General features: G+C 42.2%; 16 protein-coding genes. 3 read left to right on the forward strand and 13 right to left on the reverse strand.

What is annotated here, in order from left to right; genetic code table 11:
* The first annotated feature begins 13 nt into the window (after positions 1 to 13).
* Positions 14 to 1,624, forward strand: a complete 1,611-nt coding sequence (locus tag SOI84_RS05790) for an ABC transporter ATP-binding protein (RefSeq protein ID WP_320673622.1) — start codon at positions 14 to 16, stop codon at positions 1,622 to 1,624.
* Here SOI84_RS05790 and SOI84_RS05795 read toward each other — a convergent pair.
* From SOI84_RS05795 to SOI84_RS05805, 3 genes are read right to left on the reverse strand one after another with little or no spacing between them, the layout of a single operon-like run.
* Positions 1,616 to 2,593, reverse strand: coding sequence for an RluA family pseudouridine synthase (locus SOI84_RS05795; RefSeq protein ID WP_320673623.1), 978 nt, complete (start codon positions 2,591 to 2,593; stop codon positions 1,616 to 1,618). The genes SOI84_RS05790 and SOI84_RS05795 overlap by 9 nt on opposite strands.
* A complete protein-coding gene (ylqF, locus tag SOI84_RS05800) occupies positions 2,590 to 3,447 on the reverse strand; it encodes a ribosome biogenesis GTPase YlqF (RefSeq protein WP_320673624.1) in 858 nt (285 codons plus the stop codon). The genes SOI84_RS05795 and ylqF overlap by 4 nt, the downstream gene beginning before the upstream one ends.
* Positions 3,444 to 3,827 carry a universal stress protein gene (locus SOI84_RS05805; protein ID WP_320675378.1) on the reverse strand — a complete coding sequence of 128 codons (384 nt, stop codon included), beginning with the start codon at positions 3,825 to 3,827 and terminating at the stop codon, positions 3,444 to 3,446. The genes ylqF and SOI84_RS05805 overlap by 4 nt, the downstream gene beginning before the upstream one ends.
* Positions 3,828 to 3,961: 134 nt before the next feature.
* On the opposite strand from SOI84_RS05805, the gene SOI84_RS05810 reads away from it, so the two are divergent.
* Positions 3,962 to 5,170, forward strand: coding sequence for a phosphoglycerate kinase (locus SOI84_RS05810; protein ID WP_320673625.1), 1,209 nt, complete (start codon positions 3,962 to 3,964; stop codon positions 5,168 to 5,170).
* A 26-nt stretch (positions 5,171 to 5,196) separates the two neighbouring features.
* Here SOI84_RS05810 and SOI84_RS05815 read toward each other — a convergent pair whose 3' ends face one another.
* The gene (locus SOI84_RS05815) at positions 5,197 to 5,943 is read right to left on the reverse strand and encodes a hypothetical protein (RefSeq protein ID WP_320673626.1); all 747 of its coding nucleotides are present in this window, start codon (positions 5,941 to 5,943) and stop codon (positions 5,197 to 5,199) included.
* A gap of 60 nt (positions 5,944 to 6,003) precedes the next feature.
* Here SOI84_RS05815 and murG point away from each other — a divergent pair, with 60 nt between their 5' ends.
* On the forward strand, positions 6,004 to 7,077 hold the full coding sequence (murG, locus tag SOI84_RS05820; protein WP_320673627.1) for an undecaprenyldiphospho-muramoylpentapeptide beta-N-acetylglucosaminyltransferase: 1,074 nt from the start codon (positions 6,004 to 6,006) through the stop codon (positions 7,075 to 7,077).
* Here the strand turns inward: murG and SOI84_RS05825 are convergent.
* The 9 genes from SOI84_RS05825 to secE all read right to left on the reverse strand — a co-directional run bounded on the left by SOI84_RS05825 (position 7,074) and on the right by secE (position 14,107).
* A complete protein-coding gene (locus SOI84_RS05825) occupies positions 7,074 to 8,159 on the reverse strand; it encodes a threonine-phosphate decarboxylase (protein ID WP_320673628.1) in 1,086 nt (361 codons plus the stop codon). The two genes, murG and SOI84_RS05825, sit on opposite strands and share 4 nt — an antisense overlap.
* A 127-nt stretch (positions 8,160 to 8,286) precedes the next feature.
* Positions 8,287 to 9,465, reverse strand: a complete 1,179-nt coding sequence (locus tag SOI84_RS05830) for a quinone-dependent dihydroorotate dehydrogenase (RefSeq protein WP_320673629.1) — start codon at positions 9,463 to 9,465, stop codon at positions 8,287 to 8,289.
* Complete coding sequence (locus SOI84_RS05835) at positions 9,458 to 10,246, reverse strand: ribonuclease H (RefSeq protein WP_320673630.1); 789 nt, start codon at positions 10,244 to 10,246, stop codon at positions 9,458 to 9,460. The genes SOI84_RS05830 and SOI84_RS05835 overlap by 8 nt, the downstream gene beginning before the upstream one ends.
* A gap of 370 nt (positions 10,247 to 10,616) precedes the next feature.
* Positions 10,617 to 11,009: a 50S ribosomal protein L7/L12 gene (gene rplL / locus SOI84_RS05840; RefSeq protein WP_320673631.1), complete on the reverse strand. Its 393-nt coding sequence runs from the start codon at positions 11,007 to 11,009 to the stop codon at positions 10,617 to 10,619.
* 48 nt (positions 11,010 to 11,057) lie between these two features.
* Complete coding sequence (gene rplJ, locus SOI84_RS05845) at positions 11,058 to 11,585, reverse strand: 50S ribosomal protein L10 (RefSeq protein WP_320673632.1); 528 nt, start codon at positions 11,583 to 11,585, stop codon at positions 11,058 to 11,060.
* A gap of 234 nt (positions 11,586 to 11,819) precedes the next feature.
* Positions 11,820 to 12,527 (reverse strand): 50S ribosomal protein L1, encoded by a 708-nt coding sequence (gene rplA, locus SOI84_RS05850; protein WP_320673633.1) that lies wholly within the window; start codon positions 12,525 to 12,527, stop codon positions 11,820 to 11,822.
* Positions 12,528 to 12,614: 87 nt separating this feature from the next.
* A complete protein-coding gene (rplK, locus tag SOI84_RS05855) occupies positions 12,615 to 13,040 on the reverse strand; it encodes a 50S ribosomal protein L11 (RefSeq protein ID WP_320673634.1) in 426 nt (141 codons plus the stop codon).
* Between the two features lie 112 nt (positions 13,041 to 13,152).
* Positions 13,153 to 13,749 (reverse strand): transcription termination/antitermination protein NusG, encoded by a 597-nt coding sequence (gene nusG / locus SOI84_RS05860; RefSeq protein ID WP_414153627.1) that lies wholly within the window; start codon positions 13,747 to 13,749, stop codon positions 13,153 to 13,155.
* An 88-nt stretch (positions 13,750 to 13,837) separates the two neighbouring features.
* A complete protein-coding gene (secE, locus tag SOI84_RS05865; protein ID WP_320673636.1) occupies positions 13,838 to 14,107 on the reverse strand; it encodes a preprotein translocase subunit SecE in 270 nt (89 codons plus the stop codon).
* Positions 14,108 to 14,141 lie beyond the last annotated feature (34 nt).

Below are 14,141 nucleotides of genomic sequence, written 5' to 3' on the forward strand. Positions count from 1 at the left end.
ACGTGCTACTCCTATGCCCAATTCTTCGGGGCAGGTTCTTCAGCTGAAACACTTGCGTATCGCTTATCCATCCAGCAATACTTGGATATTGAATGGGCTAAACCTTGAGCTTTCTGCAGGAGAAAAGATCGCTCTAGTAGGAGGATCAGGATGTGGAAAAAGTACGGTAGCAAAAGCTTCAATACAACTTCTCCCAGCCAAAAGCATTTGTGAAGGTGAAATATTCCTTGGAGGTAAAGATCCTCGTCAACTTACAGAACAGAAACTTAGAGAATTGCGAGCAAAAACTGTAGGGCTGATTTTTCAAGATCCAATGACTCGTTTAAACCCCCTAATCAAAGTGGGAGATCATTTACTTGACACCCTCCAAGCTTTCCAACCCAGAAGCAACTCCAAACAAAGAAAAGAAAAAGCCGAAGAACTCTTAGAGAGAGTAGGCATTGATCCCAAAAGATTTAATGCCTACCCTCATGAACTAAGTGGAGGTATGCGTCAACGACTAGGAATTGCTTTAGCAATAGCACTCAATCCTCCTTTAATCATCGCTGATGAACCAACTACAAGCCTAGATGTTGCAGTAGCTAATCAAATAATGGGTCAATTAAATGACCTTTGTGAGGAAATGGGTGTTGCCCTCTTGCTAATAAGCCATGACCTTGCCTTAGCAGCCCGCTGGTGTAAAAAGATCGCAATCCTGTACAAAGGTCAAATAGTTGAACAAGGGCCTTGCAAAGAAATACTGAGCCAACCTAAATCAGAAATTGGCAAAAGAATGGTAGAAGCAGCGCGTGAAAAAGAGGCGTTAATTAATCCATCTCAATGCCAGAAATCAATTGTCCTAGAAATAAATAATTTGCGTTGTTGGCATAGAGAGCGCGGGCTCCCATGGAGCAAAAATTGGATCAAGGCAATAAATGGAATTAGTTTTTCATTGCACACCGGTGAAAGTATTGGAATTGTTGGAAAGTCAGGATGTGGGAAAAGCACTTTATGCAGGGCTTTGATGGGGCTAATCCCTGTGCGGGGTGGACTGATAAAACTAAATGGTTGCACAATTCTGAATTTAAAAGGTAAAGATTTTTACAAACAAAGAGAACAAATTCAAATGGTTTTTCAAGATCCATATGCTTGCCTTAACCCAAAAATGACTGTTGGCGAAGCGATAGCAGATCCCTTACTAATTCATAGAATCTGTAACAAGTCAAATGCAAAAGAAATATCTTTAAAACTCCTGCAAAAAGTAGGGCTTAACCCTCCCGAGAATTTTCAAAATAGATTACCAAATCAGCTCTCTGGCGGTCAGCAGCAGAGAGTTGCTATAGCTAGAGCTATAGCCTTAAAACCAAAAGTTCTTATTTGTGATGAAAGCGTAAGCATGTTGGATCCAGAAATTCAAGCTGAGGTTCTGTCCCTGCTTAAACAGTTACAACAGAATCTAGGAATAGGGATAATTTTTATTACGCATGATTTACAGATTGCATCACGTTTCTGTCAGAAAATAATCGTATTGGATCAAGGCAAAGTAATTGAAGAAGGGTTGCCAGAAAAGGTCTTTAATGAACCTGTTTCCCGAGTCACAAAATCTCTTGTCAAATCTTGTCCAAGGTTACCAACGTCAAGATAAATGATCTAATCTTCTGCGCAAAACAGATAATAACTGAGTAAAAGATGGTGGCAATGGAGCATTAAACTCCAGCCTTGTTCCTGTAACAGGATGTTCCAAGCCGAGGTGAATTGCATGCAATGCCTGGCCAGGTAGATCAACAGGAAGTTTTTTACAACGGCTATAAATAGGGTCGCCCACAATGGGATGGCCTTGGTGCAAGCAATGAACTCGTATTTGATGCGTGCGGCCAGTATCTAACTTAAAGCTCAGCAATGAATAATCCCCTAGACGTTCTTTTAAACGCCAATTTGTGCAGGCATGTCTTCCATTCTGATCGGAAACAACAGCATATTTCTTTCTATCAACTGGATGCCTCCCGATAGGACCAATGATTATTCCTTCTTCACCTTTAGGTACACCATGAACCACAGCAAGATAATTACGTGATGCAATACGAGTTTGAATCTGCTTTTGCAAACTCACCAAAGATTCCTGATTCTTAGCAATAACAATGCAACCTGTTGTATCCTTATCAAGACGATGAACTATGCCGGGCCTAAGTTTTCCATTAATCCCTGGTAGGTCTCTACAATGATGTAAAACACCATTCACTAAAGTGCCATCTTTATTACCCGGTGCTGGGTGAACAGTTAGGCCTGAAGGTTTATTGATAACAATCAAATGTTCATCTTCAAATAGGATATTTAGTTGCATTTTTTCTGGCTTTAAATATGGCAAAGGCTCAGGAGGTGGAATCCATAAAAGAACCTCATCATCTTTTCTTAGAGGTGTTTTAGAAAGTCCCTTATTTCCATTAACACGAACATATCCTGCATCAATAAATTTCTGTATGCGACTACGACTTTGTTCTTGTCTTTGGCTAACCAACCAACGGTCAAGTCTCATTGGCAATGGTCTGAGATAAATAAGCTTGACCAGCTCTCCTTCTCCTTCTCCAAACTCAGGTGTTTTCTCCTCAAGCTTCATGGGAGCTCCAAGGAAATCAAACCCAAATGCGATTTTCGAAAATCATCCAAAACCCTTTGCGCCATCCTCTCAATCTGCCCTGAGGTATTTCTTTGTGCCAAAAGGCTCAACCACTTCAAACATTCATCGGGTTCTGTTGGAAAAGGTATTCCGTAACGGGTATGCAAAATCTGATTAGAAACCTCAACCTTGTTTTCTAACAAAGCCAGCATTTTCAAAAACTCAACTGCAACAACTTGAACGTCATATGCTCCCATCCCAATATCATCACAAATAGCAAGCAATAAAGCCGATTTCTGATTATCTAATCTTGGGGGTAATACTCCAGGAGCATCAAGCAAATCTAAATCTTGGCCAACTCTGACCCAACGTAAAGTCCTTGTAACACCAGCGCGCCTAGCGCTCGCAACAATCTTCTGACGCACCAATCTATTAATCAAAGCAGACTTGCCAACATTTGGAAAACCCAAAACGAGAGCGCGTACTGGCCGAATACGCATCCCCCTCGAAAGACGACGCTGATTGAGATGATCCCCAGCACGAATTGCAGCTTGCTGAATCTGCTTAACACCGGTACCTCTTTTCGCATCGCACCACCATGGTGTCTGGCCTTGATCCCTAAACCATTTATCCCATGAATGCATGGCTTCTCCAGAAACCATGTCACGTCGATTAATCACTAATAGATGCTGCTTACCCTGTATCCACTTCTTGAGATGCGGATGAGAAGTGGATACAGGAATCCTTGCATCACGTACTTCAATCACCAAATCAACTTTATCCAGTCCATTGGTTAATTGTTGCTCTGCTTTAGCTATATGGCCTGGATACCACTGGATAGTTGGAAAACTCACGGCACCACTAACACAGGACAAGGTGCCAACTGAATAACACGAACAGCAATACTTTCTTTTTCTTCCTCAAGGTTTATGCCCTTAGTACCCATCACAATCAAATCAACATTTTTTTCATCTGCTACATCACAAATCACAAAAGCAGGTTTCCCTTTTCTATTAAGTGCCTCACAAACAATTCCAGCCTGCTGAGACCTATCCAAAATGGTTTCTAATATGTTCTTTCTCAACGTGGAATCATTTCCATCTGTACCCTCAGGATCTTCCACTACAAGCAAAATCAATTGGCTCTGTTGAGCTCTTGCCAAGTCCAAAGCCTTCTTTGCTGTATCAATTGCCTGACGAGGATGCCCAATTGGGAAAAGAACTGTTTCGAACAAATCAATAAGCTCCAACACTCAACTCTTATTTGTAGTAGAGCACTTCAACGTTATTTGGCCAACTGCACTGCAAGCCAAAAAGGCCACCAAAGGGTTAACCTCAGCCAGTTTAGTTACTTCATGAAATAACCATCATGGCGAAGCGTTCTCTATCTAACCTCAGCCCAGCAGATCTCAGTGGCAAACGAGTATTGGTTCGCGTGGACTTCAATGTTCCTCTAAATAATCAAGGCCAAATAACCGATGACACAAGGATCCGCGCAGCAATCCCAACAATTAATGACCTCATTCATAAAAGTGCGCGAGTGATCCTTTGTGCTCATTTCGGTAGACCAAAGGGAGAAGTCAAAGAAGGAATGCGCCTCACACCTGTTGCTGCTCGCCTAAGTGAGCTGCTTAATAAACAAGTTCAAAAAAGCAATAGTTGCATTGGCGAAGACGCATCAAACAAAGTGTCCGCCATGGAAAATGGTGACATTTTACTTCTAGAGAATGTCCGTTTTTTCGCTGAAGAAGAAAATAATGAACCGGGTTTTGCTAAAAGTCTGGCTTCCCTAGCAGAAGTTTATGTAAATGATGCATTTGGAGCAGCACATCGTGCACATGCTTCCACTGAAGGAGTTACCAAGTTCCTATCTCCAAATGTTGCCGGTTATCTAATGGAAAAAGAGCTGCAATATCTCCAAGGGGCTATAGATCAACCCAAAAGGCCATTAGCAGCAATTGTAGGGGGCTCTAAAGTAAGTAGCAAAATAGGTGTTCTTGAGTCTTTAATCGACAAATGCGACAAGGTATTAATTGGTGGAGGGATGATATTTACCTTCTATAAAGCAAGAGGCCTAGATGTAGGAAAAAGCTTGATTGAAAATGACAAACTTGAACTTGCAAAAAACCTCGAAGAGAAAGCCAAAGCGAAAGGAGTGGAATTATTATTGCCATCAGATGTTGTACTTGCTGATGATTTCTCTCCTGATGCCAATTCCAAAATCACATCTATAAATGCAATGCCAGATGGATGGATGGGCCTTGACATTGGTCCAGAATCAATCGCAACATTCCAATCAGCCCTAGAGAATTGTCAAACAGTCATTTGGAATGGACCCATGGGAGTATTTGAATTCGACAAATTTGCCAAGGGAACTAACGCTATAGCAAGCACACTTGCAAAAATTGGATCTACTGGTTGTTGTACCATTATTGGTGGTGGTGACTCAGTTGCAGCAGTTGAAAAAGCTGGTCTTGCTGAAAAGATGTCTCACATTTCTACTGGAGGTGGAGCAAGTTTAGAATTATTAGAAGGTAAAGTTCTACCTGGTGTAGCAGCTTTAGACGAAGCAAGCTGAACATGAAGGTGCAAGGCAATAATTATTTAATTAATTGCCAATTCTTCTTCTGTTGGGACAACTCTAACCAACTTCGTTACCGAAATAATTCCATTAGTATGAGCCAAAAGAATAGCCCAAGTCTGTTTCCCTGGGATAAGGGGAGCAAGTACTGATTTAAATAGTCCTCCCCCATGCATAGGCGCAAGCAATATCTCAGGACTCTCATCGGCATTAATCTGTTTACTTGTCAGGTCAATCAAACCTGCAGCAACAATTGATTCTCCTAATGGCTCATCAAATAAAACATCAATGTCATATCTACTACCAGTAAGGACAGCATCAGGTATTTGCAAAGTGATCGGAATTAAGTGATTATTGCTTCTAAGAATTGACTCCTCAAATAACAATTCCTGATCAATAATCTTTTCCTTGCGAGTTCGAAAAGCCAGAATTTGTTTAGATTGAAAATGATAATCTTGTTCTTTTAATTGAGTACTGCCATTAATAAATACTTCCAGAGTTGAACGGCCATCCTGAAGCTTGCTAGATGGCTTCAAAAGCCATCTAGCATCTGGGAACCGAGTTTTCAACCTTCTAAAGCGAAGCAATAAATCAGAAGCCTGCTCAACATCGAAGAAATTACTAAGAGTGCCCTCTGCAGAGCTATTTAATGCAGTCTCTATGTCATCAACTAACACCAGTGTGTCGCCTGCTCTTGATGAGGGCAATCCCATCAAAATCATTAACGCCAACAGAGATGATGCAAAAACAGCCTTTGTTGATTGTCGCAAGTTAGTGTTTGGTCTAATAAAGACAAGTTAATCGGCACTTCGCATAATGTGCCAAATACGATGCCAAAACTCCTTATTGCAGCAAGTGGAACAGGTGGGCATATCTACCCCGCATTAGCAGTAGCAAAAGCTTTACCTGCCACCTGGCAATGCAGATGGATAGGGGTACCAGACAGACTTGAGGCCAAAATCATCCCGACTGAATACCACCTCACCACAGTTAGCGCGGGTGGACTACAAAACAGCTTTTTTCACAAACTTCTACGATTACTGCAAGCGCTTGCGGTAAGCCTAAAGATACGAAGGTTGATAAAAAAAGAAAAAATACAAGTAGTTTTTACAACAGGTGGATATATAGCAGCGCCTGCAATTTTGGCCGCAAGGCTATGCCAGATACCAGTTTTACTCCATGAATCCAATGTGATCCCTGGGAAAGTAACCCGCTTCATGGGGAGATTCTGCAAAGTGGTAGCTATCGGACTTCCAGATACAGCTAGGCAGATCCCACGAATAAAGACGATCCTTACTGGAACTCCTGTTAGAGCAGAGTTTTATCAAATTCAACCTGTACCAACATGGGTACCTATCGGTTCAGGTCCCCTATTAATCGTTATAGGCGGTAGTCAAGGCGCTATAGGACTAAATCGAATGGTTAGACCTTTGTTACCATCTCTGCTAGAAGCAGGTTGCAGAGTTGTTCATATAACTGGGAACAATGATAAGGAAATTAATCATATAAACCATCCCAACCTCATTGAAAAAAAATTCACAGAAGAGGTCGCAGGGCTCCTTCAAAATGCAGACTTGGCTATCAGCAGAGCTGGTGCAGGTAGCATCAGTGAACTTGCCATATGTGGAACACCAAGTATTTTGGTGCCATTTCCGAATGCTTCCGATAGACATCAAGATGCGAATGCCTCATGTGTTGCATCATTTGGGGGAGCAGTGATAGTTCATCAACATAAAGCCAATGAATATAGTCTTAGAAACAACATTACTTATTTACTAAATCCACGACTATCAACAAAAGGGTCAAAAGAAGATCTTCTACTTACAATGAGCAAGCAAATAAGAAAATTAGCTGTTAAGGATGCTGAGAAAAGAATTGTCAAACTTTTAGAAGGGCTTATTTAATGGGATAGACAAGTTCCCAAAGCATTTACAATTCTTCTATTATCAAGTCGCCCTTGCAGAGATATTCTCAGCCATCGTTCATCAAGGTCAACAAAAGAGCGGCAGTCTCTTAATAAGATCCGTTTCTGAGCCATCTGCTCATTAATAGACAACAGAGAAACATCTCCTTCGATAAGTAAAAAATTTGCAGCGGATGGATAAGGTGTGATTCCTGGAAGCTGATCCAAATTGCGATATATCCATTGTCCCTCCTTCTCTACCCAGCGATGTACTCTTTGTATCCAACTTTCTACGGGAGGAGTATTCGTCATTAAATAAATTCCACCAGCTATGGCCAAGGCATTTAAAGGCCATGGATCACGCCAGTTCTTCCATCGCTCTAAGCGCTCAGGATCTCCAATCGCATAACCAATTCTTAAGCCTGGCAAGGAAAATAGTTTTGTCAAACTACGAATAACAACCAAATTAGAATTATTAGCTATCAATGAGACAAGTGATTCATCCTCACCACATGGCACCAAAGGCAAAAAGGCCTCATCACAAATAACAAGCTTATAGTTAGGTAGACAACTCTTAATTGATTCTCTACTCCATAACTGCCCAGTAGGATTATGAGGATTAGTTATCCAAAGAACATCTGATTTAGGAGTCAATGGAAACAACTGTGGTCTAGTAGCTGACCATACCCTTGGTAAAGACTCATACCGAAAGGCTGCCTGCCAACAACGAAGAGCTCTTTCGTAATCAGCAAACCCTGGGGAAGGTAATGAACTTAACCCTTGAAAAGAGGCATCCCGAGCCGCCCAGGTAATTAATTCTGCAGCACCATTGCCTGGTAATACCATTGCAGCATCAATCTGATGCCATTTAGCAATGGCCTGACGCAACTCGAGATAGTCCCTATCAGGATAGTGATGCAACACGTCTTCTCTAAGGGCTTTAACAAGACATCGACTTAAAGACTTACTCATTGGGAAAGGGACTAAAGATGCACTTGCGTCCAATAATTGATCAGGTCTACATCCCAGTCTTCTCCCTTCATAAATCAGGTTGCCACCATGCAAAGAAATTGCTTCACTCATAAATCAATCAAAAAGGAGATGCTCAAGAAAAATCTCTTATAGGGACTACTAGTCATACAGCCATACATGAAAAAATTTGAAATTATTCCCCACAGAATTGGTCGGGAAAGTGACAACCCATTCTGAACTACGTCCATGGCACCTCACTACCGACTGCTTCCGAAATATGCCTAAATCCATGTTTCTCAAGCTGCATAAGGATGCCTTCTGAAATGCGAGGGACTAAATCGGGACCTTGAAAAATCCAACCTGTATAAAGCTGCACCAAAGAGGCACCCGCAGTAATTCGCTCCCAAGCGTCTTTTGAAGAAGAAATGCCCCCAACCCCTACAAGAGGAATAGATGAACCAACTATGGCTCTTAATCGTTTCAACACTTCCAAAGCTCTATCGCACAATGGTGTACCACTCAGACCTCCAGACTCCTCCTCGAGCGCTCGTCCAGTTTGAGGAAGAACTCTATTTTCTAAACCCAATCTATTTAAACTAGTATTCACAGCAATAATTCCTTCAAGACTTTCATCGGTAGCCAATCTTGCTAAATCGTCTATCTCTCGATCTTTTAAGTCTGGAGCAATCTTTACCAATAAAGGCGGACAACCATCTAGACCACGCAATCGTTCCACTAAAAGCCTTAACTGTCTTGGTTGCTGAAGGTCTCTCAATCCTGGAGTATTTGGAGAGCTGACATTAAGCACTACATAATCAGCAAAAGGAGCCAACAATTCAAGGGAGGCAAAATAATCATTAGAAGCAAGCTCTAAAGGTGTAATACGAGACTTCCCTAAATTTATCCCTATAGGGAAAAGTCGCTGTCCTCGAGGAAGTAAAGCCTGCTGTTCAAGGGTTCTATACATAACCCGAGCCCCCTTATTATTAAATCCCATACGATTTAATGCAGCTTGTTCAGCAGCAAGCCGAAATAATCGAGGTCGAGGATTTCCTTCCTGAGCATTAAAAGTAACTGTACCAAGCTCAGCAAAACCGAATCCAAATCGATCCCAAATTCCAGCCGCAATACCATTCTTATCAAAACCTGCAGCCAGCCCTATGGGATTAGGGAAACAACAACCAAAAAGTCTTTGCTCAAGTCGCAAATCTAATCGCTGCAAATCTTTTGCCATATCTGATAAAAGTCCAGATAAAAAAGGCCACTCCCTTCGTCGTGACACTTGACCTAAAACAGCCAATGCAATCTGTGTCAACTGCTCAGCATCAAAACCTTCGTCATTCCTCAAGAGAGGACCAAACCATCGTTGATAAAGATGTGCAGTTGGGCTTAAAGCAACTTGCGATTTCTCAGTCATTACATCGATCCTCTGATGAAATGATATTTTCCAAATTGTTCCGTAAACGCCACTTTTGGTTACTTAAAGGCTCTATAACCCAATCTCGCCAAACCCATGACTCAGTAATTGTTCGAATTTTTTCAATAGGCTCTTCGATTAATTGCGCGATCTCACCATCGCTGAGGGTATGACCAGAGTTGGCAAAATGATCTGCAAGCTCAAATCGTGTCAAAAGCTTCTGCAGATTCATTGGAGCAATATCCGAAATTGCTTTATCTCTAAGACTTGATTCGTGTGGAATTGAATTATCTTGATGATCAGTCCTGGTATTTAGTTTGATCGAAAGACCTTTGGAAAAAGCAACGGCAATCTTATCCACACGATCATTATCCTTATCCCCGCTGTGGCCCTTTACATAAGCAAAAGGAACCTGTTGCAATCGAGCATGATCCAAAGCCAACCACAAGTCTTTATTTAATACAGCCTTACCAGACGACGTACGCCATCCATTTTTTTTCCAAGCTGTTATCCATTTGGTAAAACCATCAATCAAATATTTGCTGTCCGTGCGAATCTGCAAATCTGGATGCATTGAAAACTGCTTTAGTCGTTTTAATGCTTCCAAAGCCGCCTGCAACTCCATCCGATTATTTGTAGTTGACCTGACGTGTCCTCCAAATTCTTCTAAAAAGCCATTTTCAAAACGAAACAGTACAGCCCAACCGCCTGGACCTGGATTACCACTGCATGCACCATCAGTTGCAGCCGCTATTACCCTTCCTAGAGGTTGATCAGTCATAAAAAAAGTATGTCAATTTCTTCAAGCATTCATCCTGGAAACTTAATTAGGAACAATACAAATCCCCACTACCACATTCCAACAGAAAGCTAATAAAGTAAAGATCTTTCTATAGGACAGTTGAAATAGCGCCCCTTTTATAAGGCATAATCCTGAGACAGGAAGTTATCTTTACGCTTGTGTGAGGGGTGAGGAATTTTTCAGGGTCGAAACAAGGAAAGACTCCTGGTAATTTCCACCTAAAAGACCCTGTCTATGACAGGGTCTTTTATTATTCTTAAATACATGAAAAATGCCGGCCAAAAATAAGCCGGCATAACAGAAGGAAACAAAAAATATCAAGAGGAAAGTCTCAATATCAATCAAACAATCATTTAAGGGTGACCTTACCCCCAGCTGCTTCAATAGCCTTTTTGACTGTTTCAGCTTCATCTTTTGCAACTCCTTCTTTAATGGTCTTAGGAGCTGCCTCAACCATAGCCTTGGCATCACCAAGACCAAGCCCTGTAGCTTCTCTAACTGCTTTCAAAACTTTGATCTTGGCTGAAGCCTCAAAGCTTTCAAGCACAACATCAAATTCAGTTTGTTCTTCAGCGGCTTCCCCAGGAGCTGCACCAGGTGCACCTGGTGCAGCCATAACTACACCAGCAGAAGCAGCAGCTGAGACTCCAAAAGCATCTTCAATTTGCTTGACAAGTTCAGAAGCCTCCAACAAAGAAAGAGTCTTTAAAGACTCAAGGATTTCATCAGTTTTTGCAGACATGAGTGGGATTCAGCAACAGATCAGAGTGGAAAATTAAAGTCGAAGGTCTTAGCTATTGCCTTTTTCGGCATGCTGGTTAATAGTCCTCGCTAGGCCAGAAGGAACCTCGTTAATACCCAATGCAACTTTAGTTGCAAGAGAATTAATTGCCCCAGCTATTTGAGCCATCAATACCTCCTTCGAAGGCAGATTCCCAATAGCCTTAATCTCATCTTGAGAAAGAAGCTTGCCTTCAAACAAGCCTCCTTTTGTTTGAGATTTTTTGGTGTCCTTTTGAAAAGATTGAACAGCCTTAACTGCACCACCCACATCCCCTTTTACAAGGACAAAAGCATTTGTGCCTTTCAATAAGGATTCGAGATTCTCCCAAGCACTATTTCCATCAATAGCACGACGCATCAAGGTATTTTTTGTAACCTTGCATACACCATTCTGAGCCTGCAAACGATTTCGCAAGTCAGAAATTTCCTTGACAGAAAGTCCTTGATAATCAAGGACTAGTGCTAATTCAGCCTCATCGAGGAGTCCTTTTAACTCTTCGACAATCTGTTGCTTGCTCTCCAGAGTGCGGCCCATAGTATTTGGATCGAGTCAGGTGAACAAGCTGGACATGCAGCCGGAGCTCAGCTCCATTATTGGAAACGAGGCCGCATTAGTTCATATCCCTAGGGGAAAACCTTAGCGTTCACCTCGGCAGGAATTATAAAATTCAAATTTGATGTAATTACATCAAAATGAATTTGTTACCTGCTGTCTTTGGCCGGGAGCACGCCCGTTGGCTTTCGCCATATATAAGATACAACAAAACGGTTACCCTTCTTGCTGCATATCTTGTAGTGCTGTGACATCCACTGCCACTGAAGGACCCATTGTAGAAGTCAAATAAAGACTCTTCCAGTAACGGCCCTTAGCACCACTTGGCTTATTGCGATCAATAGATTCCTGCAAAGTCCTCAAATTTTCCAGCAAGTCTTCTGCTTTAAAGCTTGCCTTGCCAAATCGAACATGAACAATACCTGCACGATCAGCTCTGAATTCCAATTTTCCAGCTTTAAATTCCTTAATTGCAGACTTCAAATCAGTCGTAACTGTGCCAGCTTTGGGATTAGGCATCAAGCCACGTGGTCCTAAAACTCGACCCAACTTTGCGACCTTAGGCATCATCTCGGGAGTAGAAATAAGTAAATCAAACTCCATCGAACCTTTAGAAATAGTCTCTACCAGCTCATCCTCTCCAACAAGATCTGCTCCTGCAGATTTTGCTTCAGCCACCTTTTCTCCTTTTGCTATCACAGCAATACGAACAGCTTGACCAGTTCCATTTGGCAGCGCAACGGTAGTCCTCAATTGTTGGTCTGTATATTTAGGATCTATCCCTAAACGAGCGTGAACTTCCAAGGTCTCGTCAAACTTGGCTGTAGCATTTTCTTGGACAAGTTTTATTGCCTCTAAAGGGGAATAGATTCGATCTTCAACCTTTGCAGAAAGATTGCTAAAGCGCTTTGATAGTTTTTTCATAACAAAATTGGGGTGCTAACGGCAAAACTTGCCTTCCCCATAAATGAACAAGAGAAAGATTAACCCCTAAGAGGGCTTTAGAAAGACTTAATCACTAATAGAGACTCCCATATTGCGAGCAGTGCCCTCAATAATACGCATTGCAGAGTCAACCGTGCTGCAATTTAAATCAGGGAGTTTTGTCTTAGCTATTTCCTCCAATTGGGCACGCGTAATTGTGCCAACCGTTCCCTTTGCAGATTCACCAGATCCTTTCTCAATACCTGCAGCTTTGGTAATGAGTACCGATGCTGGAGGAGTCTTGGTAATGAAGGTAAAACTTCTGTCTTCAAAGACAGAAATTTCCACAGGGATCACAAATCCCGCTTTGTCCTGAGTTCGAGCGTTGTACTCCTTACAGAACGCCATGATATTGACCCCATGCTGACCGAGGGCTGGACCCACCGGTGGCGCGGGATTCGCTTTGCCGGCCTGGAGGGCCAACTTAATCACGGCTACTACTTTCTTTGCCATCAGCTAGCGGTGTTAGACAATTGCGGATACCTGTCAAAAAGACAAGCTTTACGAGATAAGTAGTGAACCTACCTCTCAGGCCGCCCTCCGCAGGGAGACGGCCCTGAAAAAATTAATTCTGTTTGCTTATTTGAGAGAACTCAAGTTCCACTGGGGTTTCCCGACCAAATATGGAAAGGAGAGCCTTCAACTTGTTCCTCTCGCCAGAAACTTCTATAACTTCTCCCTGAAAATCTTTAAAAGGTCCAGCAGTCACAAGGATTTGATCTCCTTCCGTGAGGTCAAGCTTCACAACAGTCTTCTTCTCAGCAGCCCTCTTAAATATTCGATCAACTTCTTGACGGCTTAAGGGTCGTGGCTTGATATGCCCCCTCGCCTTACCGGTAGCACGTCTATCCTCAGCTCCGACAAAATTAATAACGTTGGGTGTACTGCGGACAGCCATCATAGTGTCTTCATCCAACACCATACGAACTAAAACATAGCCAGGAAAAACCTTCTCTTCCGTAGATTGTCTAGTCCCATCTTTCTTCAATTTCACCGCAGGCGTTTGAGGTATTTCTATCTCTAATATTCGATTACTAACTCCCAAGGTCAGAGCCCTTTGCTCCAAAGTTGCCTTTACTTTCTTTTCACAACTGGAAGCAACCTGTATTGCATACCACCGGGCAACACTTGTTTTAGCCACCGAAACAGTTTCAAGGGCCAAATCAGATTCTTGTTGAGGTGTGGTATCGAACTCAGACACTTGTGGAAAAATATAGAAAAATGGGCTGAAAGACCAAGCGAATGTTTAGTCAACGAAAGATTTGGGAAGCACCCCAGCCGTAAAAACGACTTACTGCAGCAATAGATGCAGCCGAAAGACTGACCATCAAAATTACTGCAATCGATTCGCTGAATAACTGCTGACGACTAGGCCAGACAACCAGCTTTAGCTCATCATAAGTAGCAGCAATAAAACTACGCTTTGGAGCTGAAGTAGCCTCTGAGGGTGAGCTATCGGATGAAGTTTCCTCTGAGGGCGAGCTATCGGATGAAGTTTCCTCTGAAGATGGACTAGTCACGAAGCTAAAACCAGAAGCTAATACCGGTGTTAAT

This window comes from Prochlorococcus sp. MIT 1341, from assembly GCF_034092415.1.
GTDB lineage: Bacteria > Cyanobacteriota > Cyanobacteriia > PCC-6307 > Cyanobiaceae > AG-363-P08.

Excerpts from the sequence above, each read along its gene's own strand:
- SOI84_RS05790 (WP_320673622.1), top strand. The coding sequence starts at position 14 with ATGCCCAATTCTTCGGGGCAGGTTCTTCAGCTGAAACACTTGCGTATC.
- SOI84_RS05795 (WP_320673623.1), bottom strand. The coding sequence starts at position 2,593 with ATGAAGCTTGAGGAGAAAACACCTGAGTTTGGAGAAGGAGAAGGAGAG.
- SOI84_RS05810 (WP_320673625.1), top strand. The coding sequence starts at position 3,962 with ATGGCGAAGCGTTCTCTATCTAACCTCAGCCCAGCAGATCTCAGTGGC.
- murG (WP_320673627.1), top strand. The coding sequence starts at position 6,004 with ATGCCAAAACTCCTTATTGCAGCAAGTGGAACAGGTGGGCATATCTAC.
- SOI84_RS05825 (WP_320673628.1), bottom strand. The coding sequence starts at position 8,159 with ATGAGTGAAGCAATTTCTTTGCATGGTGGCAACCTGATTTATGAAGGG.
- SOI84_RS05830 (WP_320673629.1), bottom strand. The coding sequence starts at position 9,465 with ATGACTGAGAAATCGCAAGTTGCTTTAAGCCCAACTGCACATCTTTAT.
- SOI84_RS05835 (WP_320673630.1), bottom strand. The coding sequence starts at position 10,246 with ATGACTGATCAACCTCTAGGAAGGGTAATAGCGGCTGCAACTGATGGT.
- rplL (WP_320673631.1), bottom strand. The coding sequence starts at position 11,009 with ATGTCTGCAAAAACTGATGAAATCCTTGAGTCTTTAAAGACTCTTTCT.
- rplJ (WP_320673632.1), bottom strand. The coding sequence starts at position 11,585 with ATGGGCCGCACTCTGGAGAGCAAGCAACAGATTGTCGAAGAGTTAAAA.
- rplA (WP_320673633.1), bottom strand. The coding sequence starts at position 12,527 with ATGAAAAAACTATCAAAGCGCTTTAGCAATCTTTCTGCAAAGGTTGAA.
- rplK (WP_320673634.1), bottom strand. The coding sequence starts at position 13,040 with ATGGCAAAGAAAGTAGTAGCCGTGATTAAGTTGGCCCTCCAGGCCGGC.